Below are 15,836 nucleotides of genomic sequence, written 5' to 3' on the forward strand. Positions count from 1 at the left end.
AGCAAAGAATAGCCGGAGAAGGGAAGCGAGTTTATCGGCCTGGATGATGCCTGTGGCTGGGGAATTACATTGTTATCTGTAATTTCATCATATTGAAACAGGCATACATATCGCCATTAGCCTGTAGATCGAATGAGATAAAGACTATGCAACGAGTCAATTTTGATGTCATGAAAGAGACGGTGAAAAAAGCCTTTCTTAATGCCGGATTAAGTGAACGGAAAGCGGAAATCTGCGCGCAGATCCACACTGAATCCAGCTGTGACGGCATCTATTCACACGGTTTGAATCGCGTGCCCCGGTTTGTTGATTATGTTCGCAAAGGCTGGGTGGATATCGATGCCGAGCCAACGCGGGTTAAATCATTGGGGGTTATTGAAATTTACGACGGTAATCAGGGTATTGGCATAACCAACGCCCTGTTTGCCGCGGAGAAAGCCGCCGAGATAGCGCGTAAAAACGCTGTTGGCATCGTCGCGCTGCGTAATACCACGCACTGGATGCGGGGCGGCACCTACGGATGGAAAACCGCGGAAAAAGGGCTGGCGGCGATCTGCTGGACCAATACCGAATCCTGTATGCCGGCATGGGGTGCTAAAGATACCCGGCTGGGCAATAACCCCTTTGTAATGGCGGTGCCGCGCGAAAAAGGGCCGCTGGTGCTGGATATGGCCATGTCGCAATACTCATACGGCAAGTTGCAGGTAACGCGTCTGAAAGGTGAACGTCTGTCTTTCCCCGGCGGTTACGACAATGCGGGCCATCTGACGGATGAGCCCGGTCCGATTGAACAATCCATGCGCATTCTTCCCACCGGATATTGGAAAGGATCCGGTCTGGCGGTGCTGCTGGATGCGATGGCGGCACTGCTTTCCGCCGGTAATCCGACGAACGCCATCGATAAGGTCGAAAAAGGCAGCTGTACCGGCGCCAGCCAGATTTTTATCGTTTTCGATCCGGCCCAGCTTGGCGGCCGCGAATTCAGCGAGCGTATGGCGGATAGCGTGGCGGATTATGTCAACACCTCGGCGCCGGTCGAGGGGCGAACAGAGGTGAATTATCCGGGAGAACGCTCGGCTGAGAACCGCCGTGAGAATCTGCGACGGGGGATCCCGGTAGACGATGGCGTATGGGCGGAGGTGCTGCAACTGGCGGAATGGATAAGCAAATGACGATGGGCAATATTCGGCAAAATTTTAAATGAGACTCTTTCGATGAATCTTTCACCAAGCAATCTTCACCAGCTGTCCCAGGGGACGATTATCCCTGAATATGATCGCAATTTACTGAAAACCCGCATCGTGCATCTGGGTTTCGGCGCCTTTCACCGGGCTCATCAGGCGGTTTACGCCGACCAGTTGGCCGCCGAGCACGGCAGCGACTGGGGGTATTGCGAAGTTAACCTGATCGGCGGCGAGCGGCAAATCGCCGATCTGCGACAACAGGATTTACTCTATTCGGTGAGCGAAATGAGCGGCAGTCACTGGCATGGCCGTATTGTGGGGGTGGTGCGCCAGGCTCTTCATGGCGAAGCGGACGGGATTGACCGCGTGCTGGCCGCGATGACGCAGCCGGATATTGCCATTGTCTCGCTGACGGTGACGGAGAAAGGGTATTGCTACCTGCCGTCAACCGCATCCATTGATACCAATCACCCGCTTATTCAGCACGATCTGGCTCACCCGCGGCAACCCCGCTCCGCGCCCGGCGCGATTGTTGAAGCACTGCGGCTACGGCGGGAAAAATCCCTGAAGCCGTTTGCGGTGATGTCCTGCGACAATATGCCGAATAACGGCAGCGTCACCCGCAATGTGGTTCTCGCACTGGCGCAGGCGCAGGATGCCGCCTTGGCAACGTGGATAGCGGACAATGTCAGCTTTCCTTCCACCATGGTGGATCGGATTGTTCCCGCCATTACGCCGGAGACGCTGGAGAAGATCGCGCAGGTTATCGGCGGGATTCAGGATCCGGTGGGGATCGCCTGCGAACCTTTCAGACAATGGGTAATTGAAGATAATTTCGTCGCCGGACGTCCCGCATGGGAGAAGGTTGGCGCCGAACTGGTGACGGACGTCCTGCCTTATGAAGAAATGAAGCTGCGCATGCTCAACGGCAGCCACTCCTTTCTGGCTTATCTCGGCTATCTGGCCGGCTATCAGTACATTGATGAGTGTATGCAGGATAGCGACTATGTCCGGGCGGCGCGCCGGCTTATGCTGGATGAGCAGGCCACCACGCTGCGCGTCGAGAATGTCGATCTGGCGGCCTACGCCGAATCCTTGCTGGAGCGCTATCGCAATACCGGGCTGAAACACCGCACCTGGCAAATCGCCATGGACGGAACATTGAAGCTGCCGCAACGTATGCTGGATTCCATTCGCGTCCATCTGGCCGCCGGCGAGCCTTTCGATCTGCTGGCGTTAGGGGTGGCGGGGTGGATGCGTTACGTCGGCGGCGTGGACGACCGGGGACAACCCATCGACGTCAGCGATCCGTTGCAGGAAAAACTGGCGCAGCTGGTGGCGCAGAGTGAAGACGGGCAGGGCAGAGTCTGGGCGTTATTAAGCCTGCGCGACGTATTCGGCAATGATTTGCCGGACAACCCCGTTTTTGTTCGACAGGTCGATGAGGCTTATCGTCTATTGCGGACCCACGGCGCCAAAAAGTCCGTCGCTCTGGTGTTACAGAAAATAAATAAACGCTGAGTTAATAACCCGGCGGGGAGCGGTAATCAGGGATGAAGCAACGTTGTCAGTTTAAATCTATTACGTTTCTTCTGGAGAATAGACAATATGTTAAAAAATACATTAAGAGTAAAAAATGAAATCATTCGTTTGTCCCCTGGGCGAATGTTTAAAACAATCGTATTGGGAACATTACTTTCACTCTTTACCCTCTCCTCGCTGGCAGCCAAAACGTATGAATTTAATTTAAGTACCGCATTGGCTCCTGATGACCCTATTTATGCCGGGTTTAAGGAGTTTAAGAAAAACGTTGAGAAACGCACCGATAAACAGGTGAGGGTAAGGCTGTTTCCCAGCGGTCAGTTGGGTGCCGACGGAGAATTGATTCAACAGGCTCAGGTTGGAAGCAACGTGGGCGTGTTGACCGACGGCGGCCGGTTGGCGCAATTTGTGCCCGAGTTGGCGATACTGAATGCTCCTTTCTTGTTATCGAACTATGAAGAGGCTTCAAAGCTTGTGGCAACGCCGCTTTTCAAGGAATGGGAATCTCGCTTGCAGAGCAAGTCGGGTCTGGTAAGCCTCTCGTTCAACTGGTATCAGGGTTCCCGGATGATGATCACCAAAAAGCCTTTCTCCACGCCGGCGGACCTGCGGGGCGTCAGAGTGAGGGTGCCCGACGCGCCTATTGTTATTGAAATGATTAATTGCATGGGGGGAGCGCCGACGCCGATGGCCTGGTCAGAAGTCTATTCCGCCATCCAGACCGGCGTTGTCGATGCCGCGGAAGCTCACCCAACGGCGCTATATGGCTCCAAACTCAATGAAGTGGCTAAATATATCACCAAGACCAACCACTACCATTTAATGACCTCCATCGTTGTCGGCAGTAAATGGTTCGATCAGCTTCCCGCCGAGTTTCAGCAGATACTCCACGAAGAATCCTATAATGCCGGTGCCTATGCGTCCCAGAAGATCATCGAGGAGAGCAATACGGTGTTGGATAAAATGGCGAAAAGCGGAGCGACGATTGCCGCCATCGACCTGGAGCCTTTTGTTAAAGCCTGCGCCAACGTATCCAGTAAACTTGGGTTGCAACAGGCCAGGGAAAGTCTGCAACAGGCGCTTAACGCCGAATAATGTCATATGCACATGCGCTGTTCCGGTCCCGTCTTGGCGGCGGGACGTTGTTTGAGAGATCGCAGTTTGAGAGATCGCAGATGAAAAAAATCATCCAAATAGAAATAGCTATTGCCAAAATCATGTTTATCGCCATGGTAATACTTATTTTGGTTGCGGCTATTGGACGTTGTGTGGGCTACCCGTTAATCTGGTCTATTGAAATAGCGATGGTATTATTTGCATGGATCAGTATGTTCTCTATTCATTATGCCCAGGCGAATCATCGCAATATGGGGATCGATTTTTTATCAAAACGCCTGCCGGAAAAAATACAAAACGCGCTTGATTACCTTAATAAGATTCTGATCATTTCCTTTCTTGGCTTTGGCACCTACGCCGGGTATTTCTTTACCTGGGATACGCGCGCCCACGTATTGCCGGTTTCGGAAATCAATCATGTTTTTTTAAGCGCCGCGGTCCCGACCGGGTGTTTATTGATTATGGTTACCTGCATTGAACAACTGATTGAGAAAGTAAATTCCGCCAGATCCTCTTCTGTAGAAGGAAACTTGTCATGATGTGGTTAACCGGCTTGTTGTTTGTCCTGTTTATGCTGATCGGCATGCCGATTGGATTCGTTATCGCCATCTCAAGCCTGGCCTATTTTTTTACATCCGACTTTTTGCCTCTGGGAATCGCTTTTCAAAAATTCGCCGCGCCTACCCAGTCATTTCCGATGGTTGCCGTGCCCTTGTTTATTCTTGTCGGAAATTTACTGACGCGTACCGGCATCACCGAAAGATTATTGGATTTTGCCCGTTTATTAACGGGGTGGATGATCGGCGGGCTGGCGCAAATCAACGTATTACTGGCCATGCTTATGGGGGGCGTGGCGGGCTCGGCGGTGGCTGATGCGTCCATGCAGTCGCGCATGCTGGGTTTCTCCATGATTGAACGGGGTTATCCGCGAGCCTATACCTCGGTGGTTATCGCTTTCGCGTCATTGATAACCGCAACCTTGCCTCCCAGTATTTTGCTGATACTGTTCGGTTTTGTCGGAAATGTGTCGATTGGTAAACTGTTCCTGGCCGGTATTATTCCCGGTTTTCTGCTGACGGTTACGCTGATGATCACCAATTACATCATGGCCCGCAGAATGAAGATCCAGCCGGAAACGTTATCAAAACCGACATTCAAAGAGGTTGCGGTAAGTTTCCGCCGTGGTTTCTGGGCATTGATGTTCCCGGTTATTCTGATTGTCGTGATTCGCTTAGGGCTATTTACCACATCGGAAGCGGGCGCTTTCATCGTGCTTTATGCGCTGATTGTCGGCGGACTGATCTATAAGGAACTCACCTGGCAGGGCATTCTCGATACGCTGACGGAAACCATAAGCGATCTCGGTATTGTTATGCTTTTGGTGATGGCCGCCTTTATTCTGGGACATATCAGCGTATTGGATCAATTGCCTCAGGCGATGACCGAATTGATTACAGATTTTACCGAGAGCCCGGTGGGGATCATGCTGTTGATTTTTGCACTGGTATTGATCATCGGCATGGTTCTGGATGCCAGCCCGCTGATCTTATTATTGACGCCGATACTGCTGCCTATTGTAACGGAGATTGGTTATGACCCGATTCACTTCGGCATAATGTTTATTACCCTGACATTGCTCGGGGCGAATACGCCGCCGGTCGGGATCTGTATGTATACGGTCTGCGGTATTCTGAAATGCGACACGCTGCATTTTATGAGAGCCTCGGTTCCCTATTTAATCGCGTTCCTGATTTTTGTCGCCATTCTGTTTGTTTTCCCGCAGACGGTGATGTTTTTGCCTAATCTGCTAATGCCATAAGCATGGGGAAACGTCGTATGCGTCATACTTGCCGGTCGCGGCGGTATGGCGCATCCCGGTATCGTTAATGGCCCCTATTGCCAAACGTCACCAGATTCAATAGGGAAAAGATGATAGATGCGGCCTCAAGTATGCATGTATCATAATCAATAACTATTCTGAGTAAAAAAGCGGATGTATGGACACTCCTTTTCAGATCAACAACAATGAACCAGTAAACCAGCAAATTTACCGCGTGTTGCGTAAAGACATCGTGGAATGCACCATTCCGCCGGGTAAGCTGCTGTCCGAAAAAGAGATATCAACGCGTTTTGCGGTGTCTCGCCAGCCGGTGAGAGAGGCGTTTATCAAGCTGGCCGAGGCCGGACTGGTGCAGATACTGCCGCAGCGCGGCACCTTCGTGATGAAAATTTCCGAAAAACGGGTGGCCGACGCCCGTTTTATTCGTCAGGCGCTGGAGTGCGCCATCGTTCGCCGCGCGGCGGAAATGGTCACCGACGAGCAATTATTGATGCTGGAACATAACCTGCGCCGCCAGGAACTGGCCGCGCAGAATGAACAGATGCGCGAGTTTCTCAGCCTTGACGACAGTTTTCATCAGTTTTTGACCCAGATTGCCAAATGCCCGCTGGCGTGGGAAACCATTGAGTCGATTAAAGCGACCATGGACAGAGTCCGCTTCCTCAGTTTAAGCCAGGTCTCCCCGCCGGAGAGCCTTATTCAGCAACATTATATTATTTTCAATGGGTTGAAGGCGCGAGATCCCGATGCGGCCGAGCGGGCGATTCGTGAACACTTACAGGAATTGATTTACTCGATTACGCCCATCGCCCAGCAGAACAGCGATTGGTTCGAGCGTTCGTGAGCCGTGGCGTTTGCGGGTGGGAATAAGAATGCCTATGCGGGAAACACAATATCGGGCGACGGAACGACGCCCGAATAATCAGAACCTTGCGTGATAAAACCGTCCATCCCGAAAATCAGGAACGGCCGAGACGCATTAGCTCCTGAGGGGCAAAGTACCCATTAACGCCTTTTAGTTCAACGCACTTGGCGCGCCGGACTTCTTCACGTTTCAGATTTTCCGCATGAATGGCCGCAATGGTGCCGACCAGGCGTGAATCGCTTTGCATCACGCGGCAGCCGAGATCGAGCGGATTTCTATATCTGTCATACGCCTTGTACACACTAACCTCCTTCGTTTGACGATAAAACCGCATCGATCCTACTGCTCTCAAAAAGTCATCACCAGCGGATTGCGGTTTTTATAGAAAATCCGTCTATGAACCCCGGCGCTATAACAGGCTTTGCTAAAAAATGAGATATAGATCACTATTTTATCCTGCCGACAATATTGCGTTAACACCGGCGGCGCAATTGAAATCTACCTCTCTTTCAATCGGATGGCGCGGCGTTACAGCCGGTCCGCTATCGCTCTTCCCAAGGTTTCCGTATTGCCGCTGCCGCCGAGATCGCGGGTAAGCGGCGCGGCCTGCGGGCCCTGGGACAATACGCTTTCAATGGCGTGCAGTACCGCCGCGCCGGCCTGCGCATAGCCCAGATGCTCCAGCATCATCGCGCCGCACCATATCTGGCCGATAGGGTTGGCCAAACCTTTGCCGGCGATATCCGGAGCGGAGCCATGAACGGGTTCGAACAGGCTGGGGAAATGGCGCTCCGGGTTGATGTTGGCGGAAGGGGCGATGCCGATCGTGCCGGTACAGGCCGGCCCCAGATCCGACAGGATATCGCCGAATAAATTGCTGGCGACCACCACGTCAAACCAGTCCGGGTGCAGGACGAAATTGGCGGTCAGAATATCGATATGGAATTTATCGACCTTGATCTGCGGATACTGTTTCGCCATTTCCGCCACCCGGCTATCCCAGTATGGCATGGTGATGGCGATACCGTTCGATTTCGTGGCGGAAGTCAGGTGTTTTTTCGGGCGCTTCATCGCCAGTTCATAGGCAAACTTGAGGATGCGATCGACCCCCACGCGCGTCATCACCGTTTCCTGAATAACGATTTCCCGATCGGTGCCGGCAAACATGGTTCCGCCCACGCTGGAATATTCGCCTTCGGTGTTTTCCCGCACCACGTAGAAATCAATATCGCCTGGATTACGGCCGGCAAGCGGCGCTTTGACGCCGGGCATTAACCGGCAGGGGCGCAGGTTGACGTACTGATCGAACGCCCGGCGGAATTGCAGCAGCGAGCCCCATAAAGAAACGTGGTCCGGCACGATTTCAGGCCAGCCCACCGCGCCGAAATAGATCGCGTCATAATTTTTCAGGGTGGAGAACCAGTCATCCGGCAGCATTTTCCCATGCTTGAGATAGTAGTCGGCGCTGGAGAAATCGAACCAGTCCCAGCGTATGTCGACGCCGAACTTTTCCGCCGCGCGCTGGATTACGCGCACGCCTTCGGGCATCACTTCTTTACCTATGCCATCACCGGGTATTACGGCGATGCTGTGCTGTTTTACCGCCATCAGAGGTTCCTTGTTGCTATTCGAGGGTTTAATTGAGTGTATTTCTTTGGTAAATGGTGAACAATTAGCCTAAATGGCAAGTTACTGTTGAATTTAAGAGAAGAATCCATGTCATCGGTTAACGATCTATTCTTTTTCAGCCGTATTGCATCGTTAGGCAGCCTGACGGCGGTGGCCCGCGAGCTTGGCCTTTCCCTGCCCGCGGTCAGCAAAAGGCTGACGCAGTTGGAAAAGCGGCTTGGCGTACAGCTGATACAACGCACCACCCGGCGTTTGGACCTGACGGTGGAAGGTATTCTTTATGCCGAAGGGGCGGCGCCGATACTGAAAGAAATCACCGAACTGGAAAGCGCCGTCGCCAGAAATCAGCGTTCGCTATGCGGCAAGATGACGGTGAATGCCTCCTTTGGTTTTGGCCGCCGACACATTGCGCCGCTGATTTCCTCTTTTTCACGGCTGCACCCCGGCCTTGAAGTGCAGCTCCAGCTCTCCAGCCAGCCGGTCAACATGCTGGACGCCGGAATCGATATCGATATCCGCGTGGGGAAACCGCCCGATTCGCGTTTGATTGCGCGAAAGTTGCTGGATAATCCCCGGGCGCTGTGCGCGTCGCCGGCCTATATTGCCCGCGCCGGCACCCCGAAGACGGTGGCCGATCTGTCCGAACATAACTGTATTGTGCTGCGGCAGTTTGAAAGCGATTATTCATTATGGCGTTTCTACCAGGACGGCAAGGAATTTACCCATAAAGTCTGCGGCAGCCTGTCGAGTAATGATGGCGAAGTGATTATGTGCTACGCGCTTGACGGGCACGGCATTATTTTGCGCTCGTTCTGGGACGTCAGAGATTATCTCGCGCGCGGCGAACTGGTGGCGCTGTTGACCGATTTCGCCACTCCGGCGGCGGATATCCACGCGGTTTACCAGCAGCGCCGACACGTGCCGGCGAGAATTATTGCGTTTATTGATTATTTAACCGAGTGTTTGCGGTGATGCGCGCTTAACCTATTTCCAATATCCGTTCAGTTATCTTGTACGCATTAAAAGCGCACAAATTGATTGTTATTTGATAAAAACGTACAATTTAACCTCTATCCTTAATGTAAACGCTGGAGTAAAGGTTATGCCTCAGATACCCGTAGAAAATGAGAGAGTCTCTTTACGCATCGCGCCCGATGACAAGACCTTACTGATGCGGGCGGCTGCATTACAGCATACCAATTTAACCGAGTTTGTTATCAGAAACGTTATGTCGGCGGCCCGCACGGTTATTGAGCAAAATGAGCGTATTGCACTGACGGAAAGAGACAGCCTGAGAGTATTGGCGCTGTTGGATGAACCTCCTGCGCCGAACGAAAAGCTATTAGCGGCGGCTTTTGCGTTACCGGAGAAAAAATGACCCTCTCTGACTGGCGTGAAGAGGCGATAGAAAAACATCACGACCGCAAAGCCTTCGATTGTGGCGACAGCGCGTTGAATACGTTTTTACAGCGTCACGCCAGGCAAAGTCATGAAAATGGCGGAGCAAAAACCTATCTGGCGATCGAAGGCGGCGGAAGTAAGATCCTTGGCTTTTATACGCTTAGTCCAGCCTGCATCGCTTATGAGCGCACGCCTGCCATTATCTCGCGGGGATTGGCTCGACACGAGGTGCCTGTATTCCGGCTGGGGCGTCTGGCGGTCGACCGTACCGTCCAGGGAAAAGGTTTAGGCGGGCAACTGTTGCTCGCGGCAGGGCGTCGCAGCATGCTTGTCGCCGCTCAGGCTGGCGGCGTCGCGCTTCTTATTGATGCCAAGAATGAGCAAATAGCCCGGTGGTATCAAGGTTATGGTGCGCTACCGTTGCGTGATGCAGCGCAGACATTGCTTTTATCGTTTAAAACAATTCACAACGCGTTGATGTTGGCGGGAAAATTGTAATTATCCGGTTTATCTGCTGCTCTGGCGCTTCAGCACAATGGAGCAGGTGTATCTGTCGGCCGGATGGATCGATACCGTCGTTTCAAAGGTGTTGCCGTGCCGATCGATATAGCGGCGCACAATTTTCAACGCGGGCGAACCGCTCTCCACGCCAAGTGATTTGGCGATTTTGGCGGGAACCGTGACCGCGGAGATGGTCTGCCGGACTTCCTCGCTTTGCACGCCGTAATGTTTTTCAATTAAGTCGCTGATTAACGCAAAGGGATCGCTGCGCACCAGTCGGCGCACTTTGGCGTAGGTGGTGCTCGCATAGCTGTCCGTCCAGCAAATCGGCGCATCTTTCTTTTCACTGTCTTCACGGATACTGGCGATATGAAGCCAGCGCGAACCCGGTTTACAGCCGATGATCCGCGAAAGCTCATAATCGGCGACGACTTCGTCGATCTTTTTCACCACCCGCAGATTGTTTTTCGCCAGAAAGAATAAATCCTCCAGGCATTCCAACGGATGGTTAAGCCCCTTGTTCGCGGGCTTGTCCGCAACGATGGTGCCGATCCCCTTGCGTCGCAGAATCAAACCCTGTTCCGTCAGCTCGCGCAGTGCTTCGCGCACCGTATGGCGGCTTACCTGATACTGTTCGCACAGCTCCAGTTCGGAAGGCAGCAGCGAGCCGGCGGGAAAATGTTCGGACGCTATGTTTTGAACCAGTTCGCGCGCGATGCGCTTATACAACGATTCTTTCATAAGTAACGGCTTTCAATAAATGTTAATGATCCGCATCACAAAGAAGCCCAAAAAAACTTCCCTTTAAATGTCCGGACATTTATTTTCATAAACGGGTTAAATGTACGGACATTTGAGCGTGTCCGTACATCTATCAGGCTGCGTGCGTCTTCACGCCAGACGGCATTCAACAGGCCATGCACCGTATTCTGGACCAAGACCAGCGCATTTTATCACTCTTATCATTTATTAAGGATTCTTTTATGGCTTCCAATGTACTTGATTCCATTTTATTTCGTGATGCTTTCGGCACCCCGGAAATGCGCGCTGTTTTTGACGACCACGAACTGATCCGCAAATACGTGGAAGTGGAAATTGCGCTGGCCAAGGCCCAGGCGCGCTGTGGCGTTATTCCCAAAGCGGCGGCGCTGGAAATCGCCGCCAAATGCGATGCGGACACGCTGGACTTTGACCTATTACGCCATGAAACGGAAATCGTCGGCTATCCGATTCTTCCTCTGGTGCATCAAATCTCTAAACAGGCCGGAGAGTCGGGGGGGTATGTTCACTGGGGGGCCACCACCCAGGACATTATGGATACCGCCGTGGTGTTGCAAATTCGGGACGCGTTCGCGCTTATCAAGGCCGATATTAAAACGCTGCGTAAAGCGCTGGCTGATTTGGCGCAGCGTTACCGGGACACGCCGATGGCCGGCCGCACCCACCTGCAGCAGGCATTGCCCATTACCTTTGGCTATAAGGCCGCTATCTGGCTCGATATTTTCGACCGCCATGAGGAGCGCCTTGCGCAGGCCAGTCCGCGAATTCTGGTCGGCGAATTCGCCGGAGCCGCCGGTACGCTGGCTTCGCTGGGCGATAAGGGGCTGGAAGTGCAAAAGGCCATGATGGAAGAGCTCGGCCTGGGCGTTCCGGTTTCAACCTGGCACGTGGCTCGCGACGGTTTTGCGGAAGCGATAAACCTGTTGGCGCTCATTACCGGTTCACTGGGCAAAATTGCTTATGACGTCATGCTGATGGCGTCCAACGAATTCGGCGAGCTGTATGAACCTTTCGTCAAGGGCCGCGGCGCCAGCAGCACCATGCCGCAAAAACGTAATCCTATCTCCAGCGAATTAATGCTGGCCTGCGCCAAAGGCGTGCGTCAACAGGCGGGATTAATGCTGGACGCCATGGTGCAGGATTTAGAGCGCGCAACCGGACCCTGGCACGCGGAGTGGATCGCCATTCCCGAAAGTTTCGTACTGACCGCCGGCGCGCTGAATCAGGCCAAATTTATGTTAAGCGGCCTGATTGTCGATGAAAAAGCCATGGCCAGAAATCTTGATATGACCAAGGGGCTGATCGTCGCCGAAGCGGTGATGATGGGGCTGGCGCCGCATATCGGCCGTCAGGACGCGCACGATATCGTCTACGACGCCTGCCGCATCGTAAATGAGCAGGGCGGACGGCTTGCCGATGTCCTCAACGCCATGCCCAGCGTCTCCAGCCGCCTTGATCCGGCGTTAATTGAACAACTGACCAATCCGGCCAATTACCTTGGCATGGCCCCCGCCATGGTCGACCAGGTATTGAAAAGTTCGGCCGGTCGGAATTAACCCCCGGTAATCAAGCTATCTAGCGATTGAGGAGACGATAATGTCATCTGAATCATCCAGGGGGAAAAAGATAACCGCGGCGGTTATTCCCATTGCCATCGGGTTAATTATCTGGTTTTCCCCAATACCAACAGGTCTGACGCCCCAGGCATGGCATATGTTCGCCATTTTTGCCGCGACTATCGCGGCAATTCTGACGCAGCCATTGCCCTCCGGCGCGGTGATGTTAATTGCGCTCTGCGTGACCATTTTCACCAAAACATTAACCGAAGCCAAAGCGTTATCCGGTTTTTCCAGCGGAACCGTATGGTTGATATTCTGCGCCTATATTCTTTCCCTGGGGTTTGTGACTTCCGGTCTGGGAAAGCGCATCGCCTATAAAATGCTCTCGTTGTTCGGCGGCAGTAGTCTGGGCATCGCCTATTCACTGGGCGTTTCCGATTTGATTATGGCCCCGGCGATGCCTTCGGTCACCGCGCGTTCCGGCGGGATCATCTTCCCCATCGCCCGTTCGATCAACGGCGTTTTAGGATCGGCGCCCGGCGAAAGCGGGAAAAGGATCGGTGATTTTCTCACCATGGTCTGCTTTCAGTTTACGCCGATCACCGGCGCCATCTTCCTGACCGGTATGGCGGCCAACCCGCTGGTCAGCAGCCTGGCGAAAAATTCGCTGGGGGTGGATATTACCTGGGGCGGATGGTTTATCGCCGCGGTGGTCCCGGCATTGGTCTGTTTTTGTCTGATGCCGCTGCTGGTATACAAGATGCTGAATCCGCAGCTAAAACGCACTCCCGAAGCCAAAGAAATGGGGCGTCGTTCTCTACAGGAATTGGGCCCCATGACCGCGGTGGAGAAAAAAGTGACGCTTGGCTTTATTCTCGCCCTTGCCGGATGGGGAACCAGTCTGATTACCGGTTTATCCGCCACCTCGGTCGGGCTCGGGCTGGCTGCCTATCTGTTCGCCGTGCGCGCCGTTGACTGGAAGGATCTGCTGAAGGATCACGCCGCCTGGGATACCGTTATCTGGTTTAGCGTGATCATCAGCCTCGCCGGCGGGTTATCCGACCTGGGCTTTATTAAATGGATGGCGGTGATACTCGGCAATTCGGTGCAGGGCTTCGGCGCCATGCAGACATTTGTCCTGCTCGGCGTGCTGTATATTTATGTTCACTACCTCTTCGCCACCGCCTCGGGACACGTCGCGGCGCTGTATGTTCCCTTCGCCGCCACCGCAATCGCCGCCGGCGCTCCCCCAATGATGGTCGCCATCTGCTTTGGCATTTTCAGTAACCTGATGTGGAGCACCACCGAATACGGCGGCGGTCCGGGACCGATCTATTTCGCCCAGGGCTATTTTGAACGCGCGCGTTTCTACAAGATCAATTTCGTCGTGGTCACCGTCAACGTTATCCTGATTTTCGCCGTCGGCCTGGCCTGGTGGAAATTGCTTGGATATTATTAAGCGAGGTGATAAACAGCCAGAGGCCGCATCCTGTGCTTTAGGGCGCGGCCTGTTTAATCTCCAGCCGAAAATCACATATCTATTTGCCTTTTTTTATCTTGAATATCACTTTTCAGATGATAAATCAGATAGTTACGGGCGAGTCAAATGGTGGATATATAAGGATCATTATCCGTTTGATGATGCCTCTTTCCTTAATTTGACGCTTGGATATTTTCAGATGGTTGCTGTTTGTGGTTTCTTTTCGTGAACACGTCCTGTCTGTTCAGTCATGACTCCTAGCCCCCGGGACGGGGCATTCACCAGTATCGCGGCGTTCCCATGTATTTTTCCGGTCATTAGCTCCTGATGGGCATAAGGTATCTCTGCAAACTCAAAGAGCCGGTTCATCGTCGGAACAATCTTTTTCTGATTAACCAGGTGTAAAAATTCTCTGCATTCCCGGATATTGGCATAGTGAGAGCCCTGGATTCGTTTCTGAAGCATCCAAAGATGTCGCACATCAAAATCACAGTTATAGCCGGATGTTCCGCCGACGGTGACGACCATTCCAGAGCGATCGCAGATTTGCAATGACGTGGGGAATGTGTCCTGGCCTGAGTGTTCAATGACCAGTTTGGGTAGCTCTTTTTTCCCCAAAGCCTTAAAAAAGTCGCGTCTGAAATTTGCAAATGCTCTGGACCAGGAGGAATACGCCTCCGAAGTGAGATCGGGAAGTCTGCCGAGATGATGATATTTTTTCCTGACAAGATAACCCACCGCGCCAAGATCGCGCACGTATTTGCCTTTTTCATCGCTGGAGACAACGGCGACAGGCAGTCCTCCCAGCGCCTTGACAATCTGAACCGATAACGACCCGAGTCCGCCCGCCGCCCCCCAGATGAGCACGGCGTCGCCGGGTTTTACATGGTTAGGCACCCAATGGGTGAGCTGCTTATATGCCGTGGGGCCATTAAGCATCAGCGTGGCGCTTTCTTCCCAGGAGAGGAACGCAGGTTTGGGAAAACACTGGTAATCTTCCACGCGCGTGTATTCCGCAAAAGAACCATAATTTCGCTCATAGCCATAAATCTCCTGAGTACGTGTAAACATCGGGTCAGGCGACAGGCGGGACTCGATGGACGTGGCGTCGTACACGGAGCAGGATACAACGACCGCGTCCCCCGGTTTCACGTTGCTCACTTCGCTGCCAACGGCGCAAACGATACCGGACGCTTCAGAACCGCCAATATGAAAAGATTCGGCGTCCGGGTATTTCTTTTTGCGGGCGGAAATGACATCGACGGGCTTTCCTAACGCCGCCCATACATTATTGTAATTAAGCCCGGCGGCCATCACATGAATAAGAACCTGCTTCGGTGATAATGCGGGTACTTTAACCATTTCACCTTTAATCGCGTTAATAGGATCGCCATAACGTTCAGGTCGAATGATATAGGCTTTCATCGTTTCCGGAATATCAACGTTCATCGCCATGCTTTCATTTTCCATTGCTGTTACCGTTTTCATCACATTCATTCCTTTTTCCGCTGGTTACCACGATCCCCGTCGCTTGCGCGCAAACCCCGCCGCGAGAGCTGTAAAGCGTGGCGGAGATGAAGGCAAGACCGCTATTCTTCTTGCCGACGCAGGCTTCGACCCGACAGGGTTTTTTGCGTATTACCCGAAGTATTTTCACCGAAAGCTCAATTACGCCCGCGGGCTTGCAGCCAAAGGCATAATATCCGCATATGCCGATGGCCGATTCCATTGCCGCACTAATAACGGCACCATTAATACCTGTATCGGTTAATATCCCGAACCCTCCCTGGTGGCATGGGTTGTCATCGCTGATTTCCATCACCACGGAATTTTCATTTATGGCTACCATGTGGAACCCTAAACTTTTAAACAGGGCCGATTCATTGAAATTTCGCGCAATAGTCTCTTTAGGCATTGCATCTCTCCATGTAAGACGCCT

At 52.9% G+C, this 15,836-nt stretch carries 17 protein-coding genes; 12 read left to right on the forward strand and 5 right to left on the reverse strand.

The window, feature by feature from the left end:
- Positions 1-146 precede the first annotated feature (146 nt).
- The 6 genes from yiaK to DDT56_RS13925 all read left to right on the forward strand — a co-directional run bounded on the left by yiaK (position 147) and on the right by DDT56_RS13925 (position 6,526).
- Positions 147-1,172 (forward strand): 3-dehydro-L-gulonate 2-dehydrogenase, encoded by a 1,026-nt coding sequence (gene yiaK / locus DDT56_RS13900; RefSeq protein WP_136167041.1) that lies wholly within the window; start codon positions 147-149, stop codon positions 1,170-1,172.
- A gap of 42 nt (positions 1,173-1,214) precedes the next feature.
- Positions 1,215-2,705 (forward strand): mannitol dehydrogenase family protein, encoded by a 1,491-nt coding sequence (locus DDT56_RS13905; RefSeq protein ID WP_136167042.1) that lies wholly within the window; start codon positions 1,215-1,217, stop codon positions 2,703-2,705.
- A gap of 87 nt (positions 2,706-2,792) precedes the next feature.
- On the forward strand, positions 2,793-3,821 hold the full coding sequence (locus DDT56_RS13910; protein ID WP_136167043.1) for a C4-dicarboxylate TRAP transporter substrate-binding protein: 1,029 nt from the start codon (positions 2,793-2,795) through the stop codon (positions 3,819-3,821).
- An 80-nt stretch (positions 3,822-3,901) separates the two neighbouring features.
- Complete coding sequence (locus DDT56_RS13915; RefSeq protein WP_136167044.1) at positions 3,902-4,381, forward strand: TRAP transporter small permease; 480 nt, start codon at positions 3,902-3,904, stop codon at positions 4,379-4,381.
- Entirely contained in the window at positions 4,378-5,661 is a 1,284-nt protein-coding gene (locus DDT56_RS13920; RefSeq protein ID WP_136167045.1) for a TRAP transporter large permease, read from the forward strand. Before DDT56_RS13915 ends, DDT56_RS13920 begins: the two co-directional genes overlap by 4 nt.
- A 178-nt stretch (positions 5,662-5,839) precedes the next feature.
- The gene (locus DDT56_RS13925; RefSeq protein ID WP_136167046.1) at positions 5,840-6,526 is read left to right on the forward strand and encodes a GntR family transcriptional regulator; all 687 of its coding nucleotides are present in this window, start codon (positions 5,840-5,842) and stop codon (positions 6,524-6,526) included.
- Between the two features lie 115 nt (positions 6,527-6,641).
- Here DDT56_RS13925 and ydfZ read toward each other — a convergent pair whose 3' ends face one another.
- Positions 6,642-6,848: a putative selenium delivery protein YdfZ gene (gene ydfZ / locus DDT56_RS13930; RefSeq protein WP_136167047.1), complete on the reverse strand. Its 207-nt coding sequence runs from the start codon at positions 6,846-6,848 to the stop codon at positions 6,642-6,644.
- A gap of 227 nt (positions 6,849-7,075) precedes the next feature.
- The gene (locus DDT56_RS13935) at positions 7,076-8,155 is read right to left on the reverse strand and encodes a tartrate dehydrogenase (protein ID WP_136167048.1); all 1,080 of its coding nucleotides are present in this window, start codon (positions 8,153-8,155) and stop codon (positions 7,076-7,078) included.
- Between the two features lie 108 nt (positions 8,156-8,263).
- On the opposite strand from DDT56_RS13935, the gene DDT56_RS13940 reads away from it, so the two are divergent.
- The 3 genes from DDT56_RS13940 to DDT56_RS13950 all read left to right on the forward strand — a co-directional run bounded on the left by DDT56_RS13940 (position 8,264) and on the right by DDT56_RS13950 (position 10,075).
- Positions 8,264-9,148, forward strand: coding sequence for a LysR family transcriptional regulator (locus tag DDT56_RS13940; RefSeq protein WP_136167049.1), 885 nt, complete (start codon positions 8,264-8,266; stop codon positions 9,146-9,148).
- A gap of 130 nt (positions 9,149-9,278) precedes the next feature.
- Positions 9,279-9,554: a type II toxin-antitoxin system TacA family antitoxin gene (locus tag DDT56_RS13945; protein ID WP_136167050.1), complete on the forward strand. Its 276-nt coding sequence runs from the start codon at positions 9,279-9,281 to the stop codon at positions 9,552-9,554.
- On the forward strand, positions 9,551-10,075 hold the full coding sequence (locus DDT56_RS13950; RefSeq protein WP_136167051.1) for a GNAT family N-acetyltransferase: 525 nt from the start codon (positions 9,551-9,553) through the stop codon (positions 10,073-10,075). Before DDT56_RS13945 ends, DDT56_RS13950 begins: the two co-directional genes overlap by 4 nt.
- Before the next feature lie 9 nt (positions 10,076-10,084).
- Here the strand turns inward: DDT56_RS13950 and DDT56_RS13955 are convergent, their stop codons facing one another.
- Positions 10,085-10,819 carry a GntR family transcriptional regulator gene (locus DDT56_RS13955; RefSeq protein WP_136167052.1) on the reverse strand — a complete coding sequence of 245 codons (735 nt, stop codon included), beginning with the start codon at positions 10,817-10,819 and terminating at the stop codon, positions 10,085-10,087.
- Between the two features lie 242 nt (positions 10,820-11,061).
- Here DDT56_RS13955 and DDT56_RS13960 point away from each other — a divergent pair, with 242 nt between their 5' ends.
- Genes DDT56_RS13960 through DDT56_RS13970 form a run of 3 tightly spaced genes read left to right on the forward strand, consistent with a single transcriptional unit; the run spans position 11,062 to position 14,126 of the window.
- Positions 11,062-12,414: a class-II fumarase/aspartase family protein gene (locus DDT56_RS13960; protein ID WP_136167053.1), complete on the forward strand. Its 1,353-nt coding sequence runs from the start codon at positions 11,062-11,064 to the stop codon at positions 12,412-12,414.
- A gap of 40 nt (positions 12,415-12,454) precedes the next feature.
- Positions 12,455-13,876 carry a DASS family sodium-coupled anion symporter gene (locus DDT56_RS13965; protein ID WP_136167054.1) on the forward strand — a complete coding sequence of 474 codons (1,422 nt, stop codon included), beginning with the start codon at positions 12,455-12,457 and terminating at the stop codon, positions 13,874-13,876.
- On the forward strand, positions 13,863-14,126 hold the full coding sequence (locus DDT56_RS13970; protein ID WP_136167055.1) for a hypothetical protein: 264 nt from the start codon (positions 13,863-13,865) through the stop codon (positions 14,124-14,126). The genes DDT56_RS13965 and DDT56_RS13970 overlap by 14 nt, the downstream gene beginning before the upstream one ends.
- Here DDT56_RS13970 and ccrA read toward each other — a convergent pair.
- Entirely contained in the window at positions 14,093-15,385 is a 1,293-nt protein-coding gene (ccrA, locus tag DDT56_RS13975) for a crotonyl-CoA carboxylase/reductase (RefSeq protein WP_210417031.1), read from the reverse strand. The genes DDT56_RS13970 and ccrA overlap by 34 nt on opposite strands.
- Positions 15,357-15,812 carry a PaaI family thioesterase gene (locus tag DDT56_RS13980; protein WP_136167056.1) on the reverse strand — a complete coding sequence of 152 codons (456 nt, stop codon included), beginning with the start codon at positions 15,810-15,812 and terminating at the stop codon, positions 15,357-15,359. Before DDT56_RS13980 ends, ccrA begins: the two co-directional genes overlap by 29 nt.
- Positions 15,813-15,836 lie beyond the last annotated feature (24 nt).

The sequence above is a fragment of the Brenneria corticis genome, from assembly GCF_003115855.1.
Taxonomy (GTDB): domain Bacteria; phylum Pseudomonadota; class Gammaproteobacteria; order Enterobacterales; family Enterobacteriaceae; genus Brenneria; species Brenneria corticis.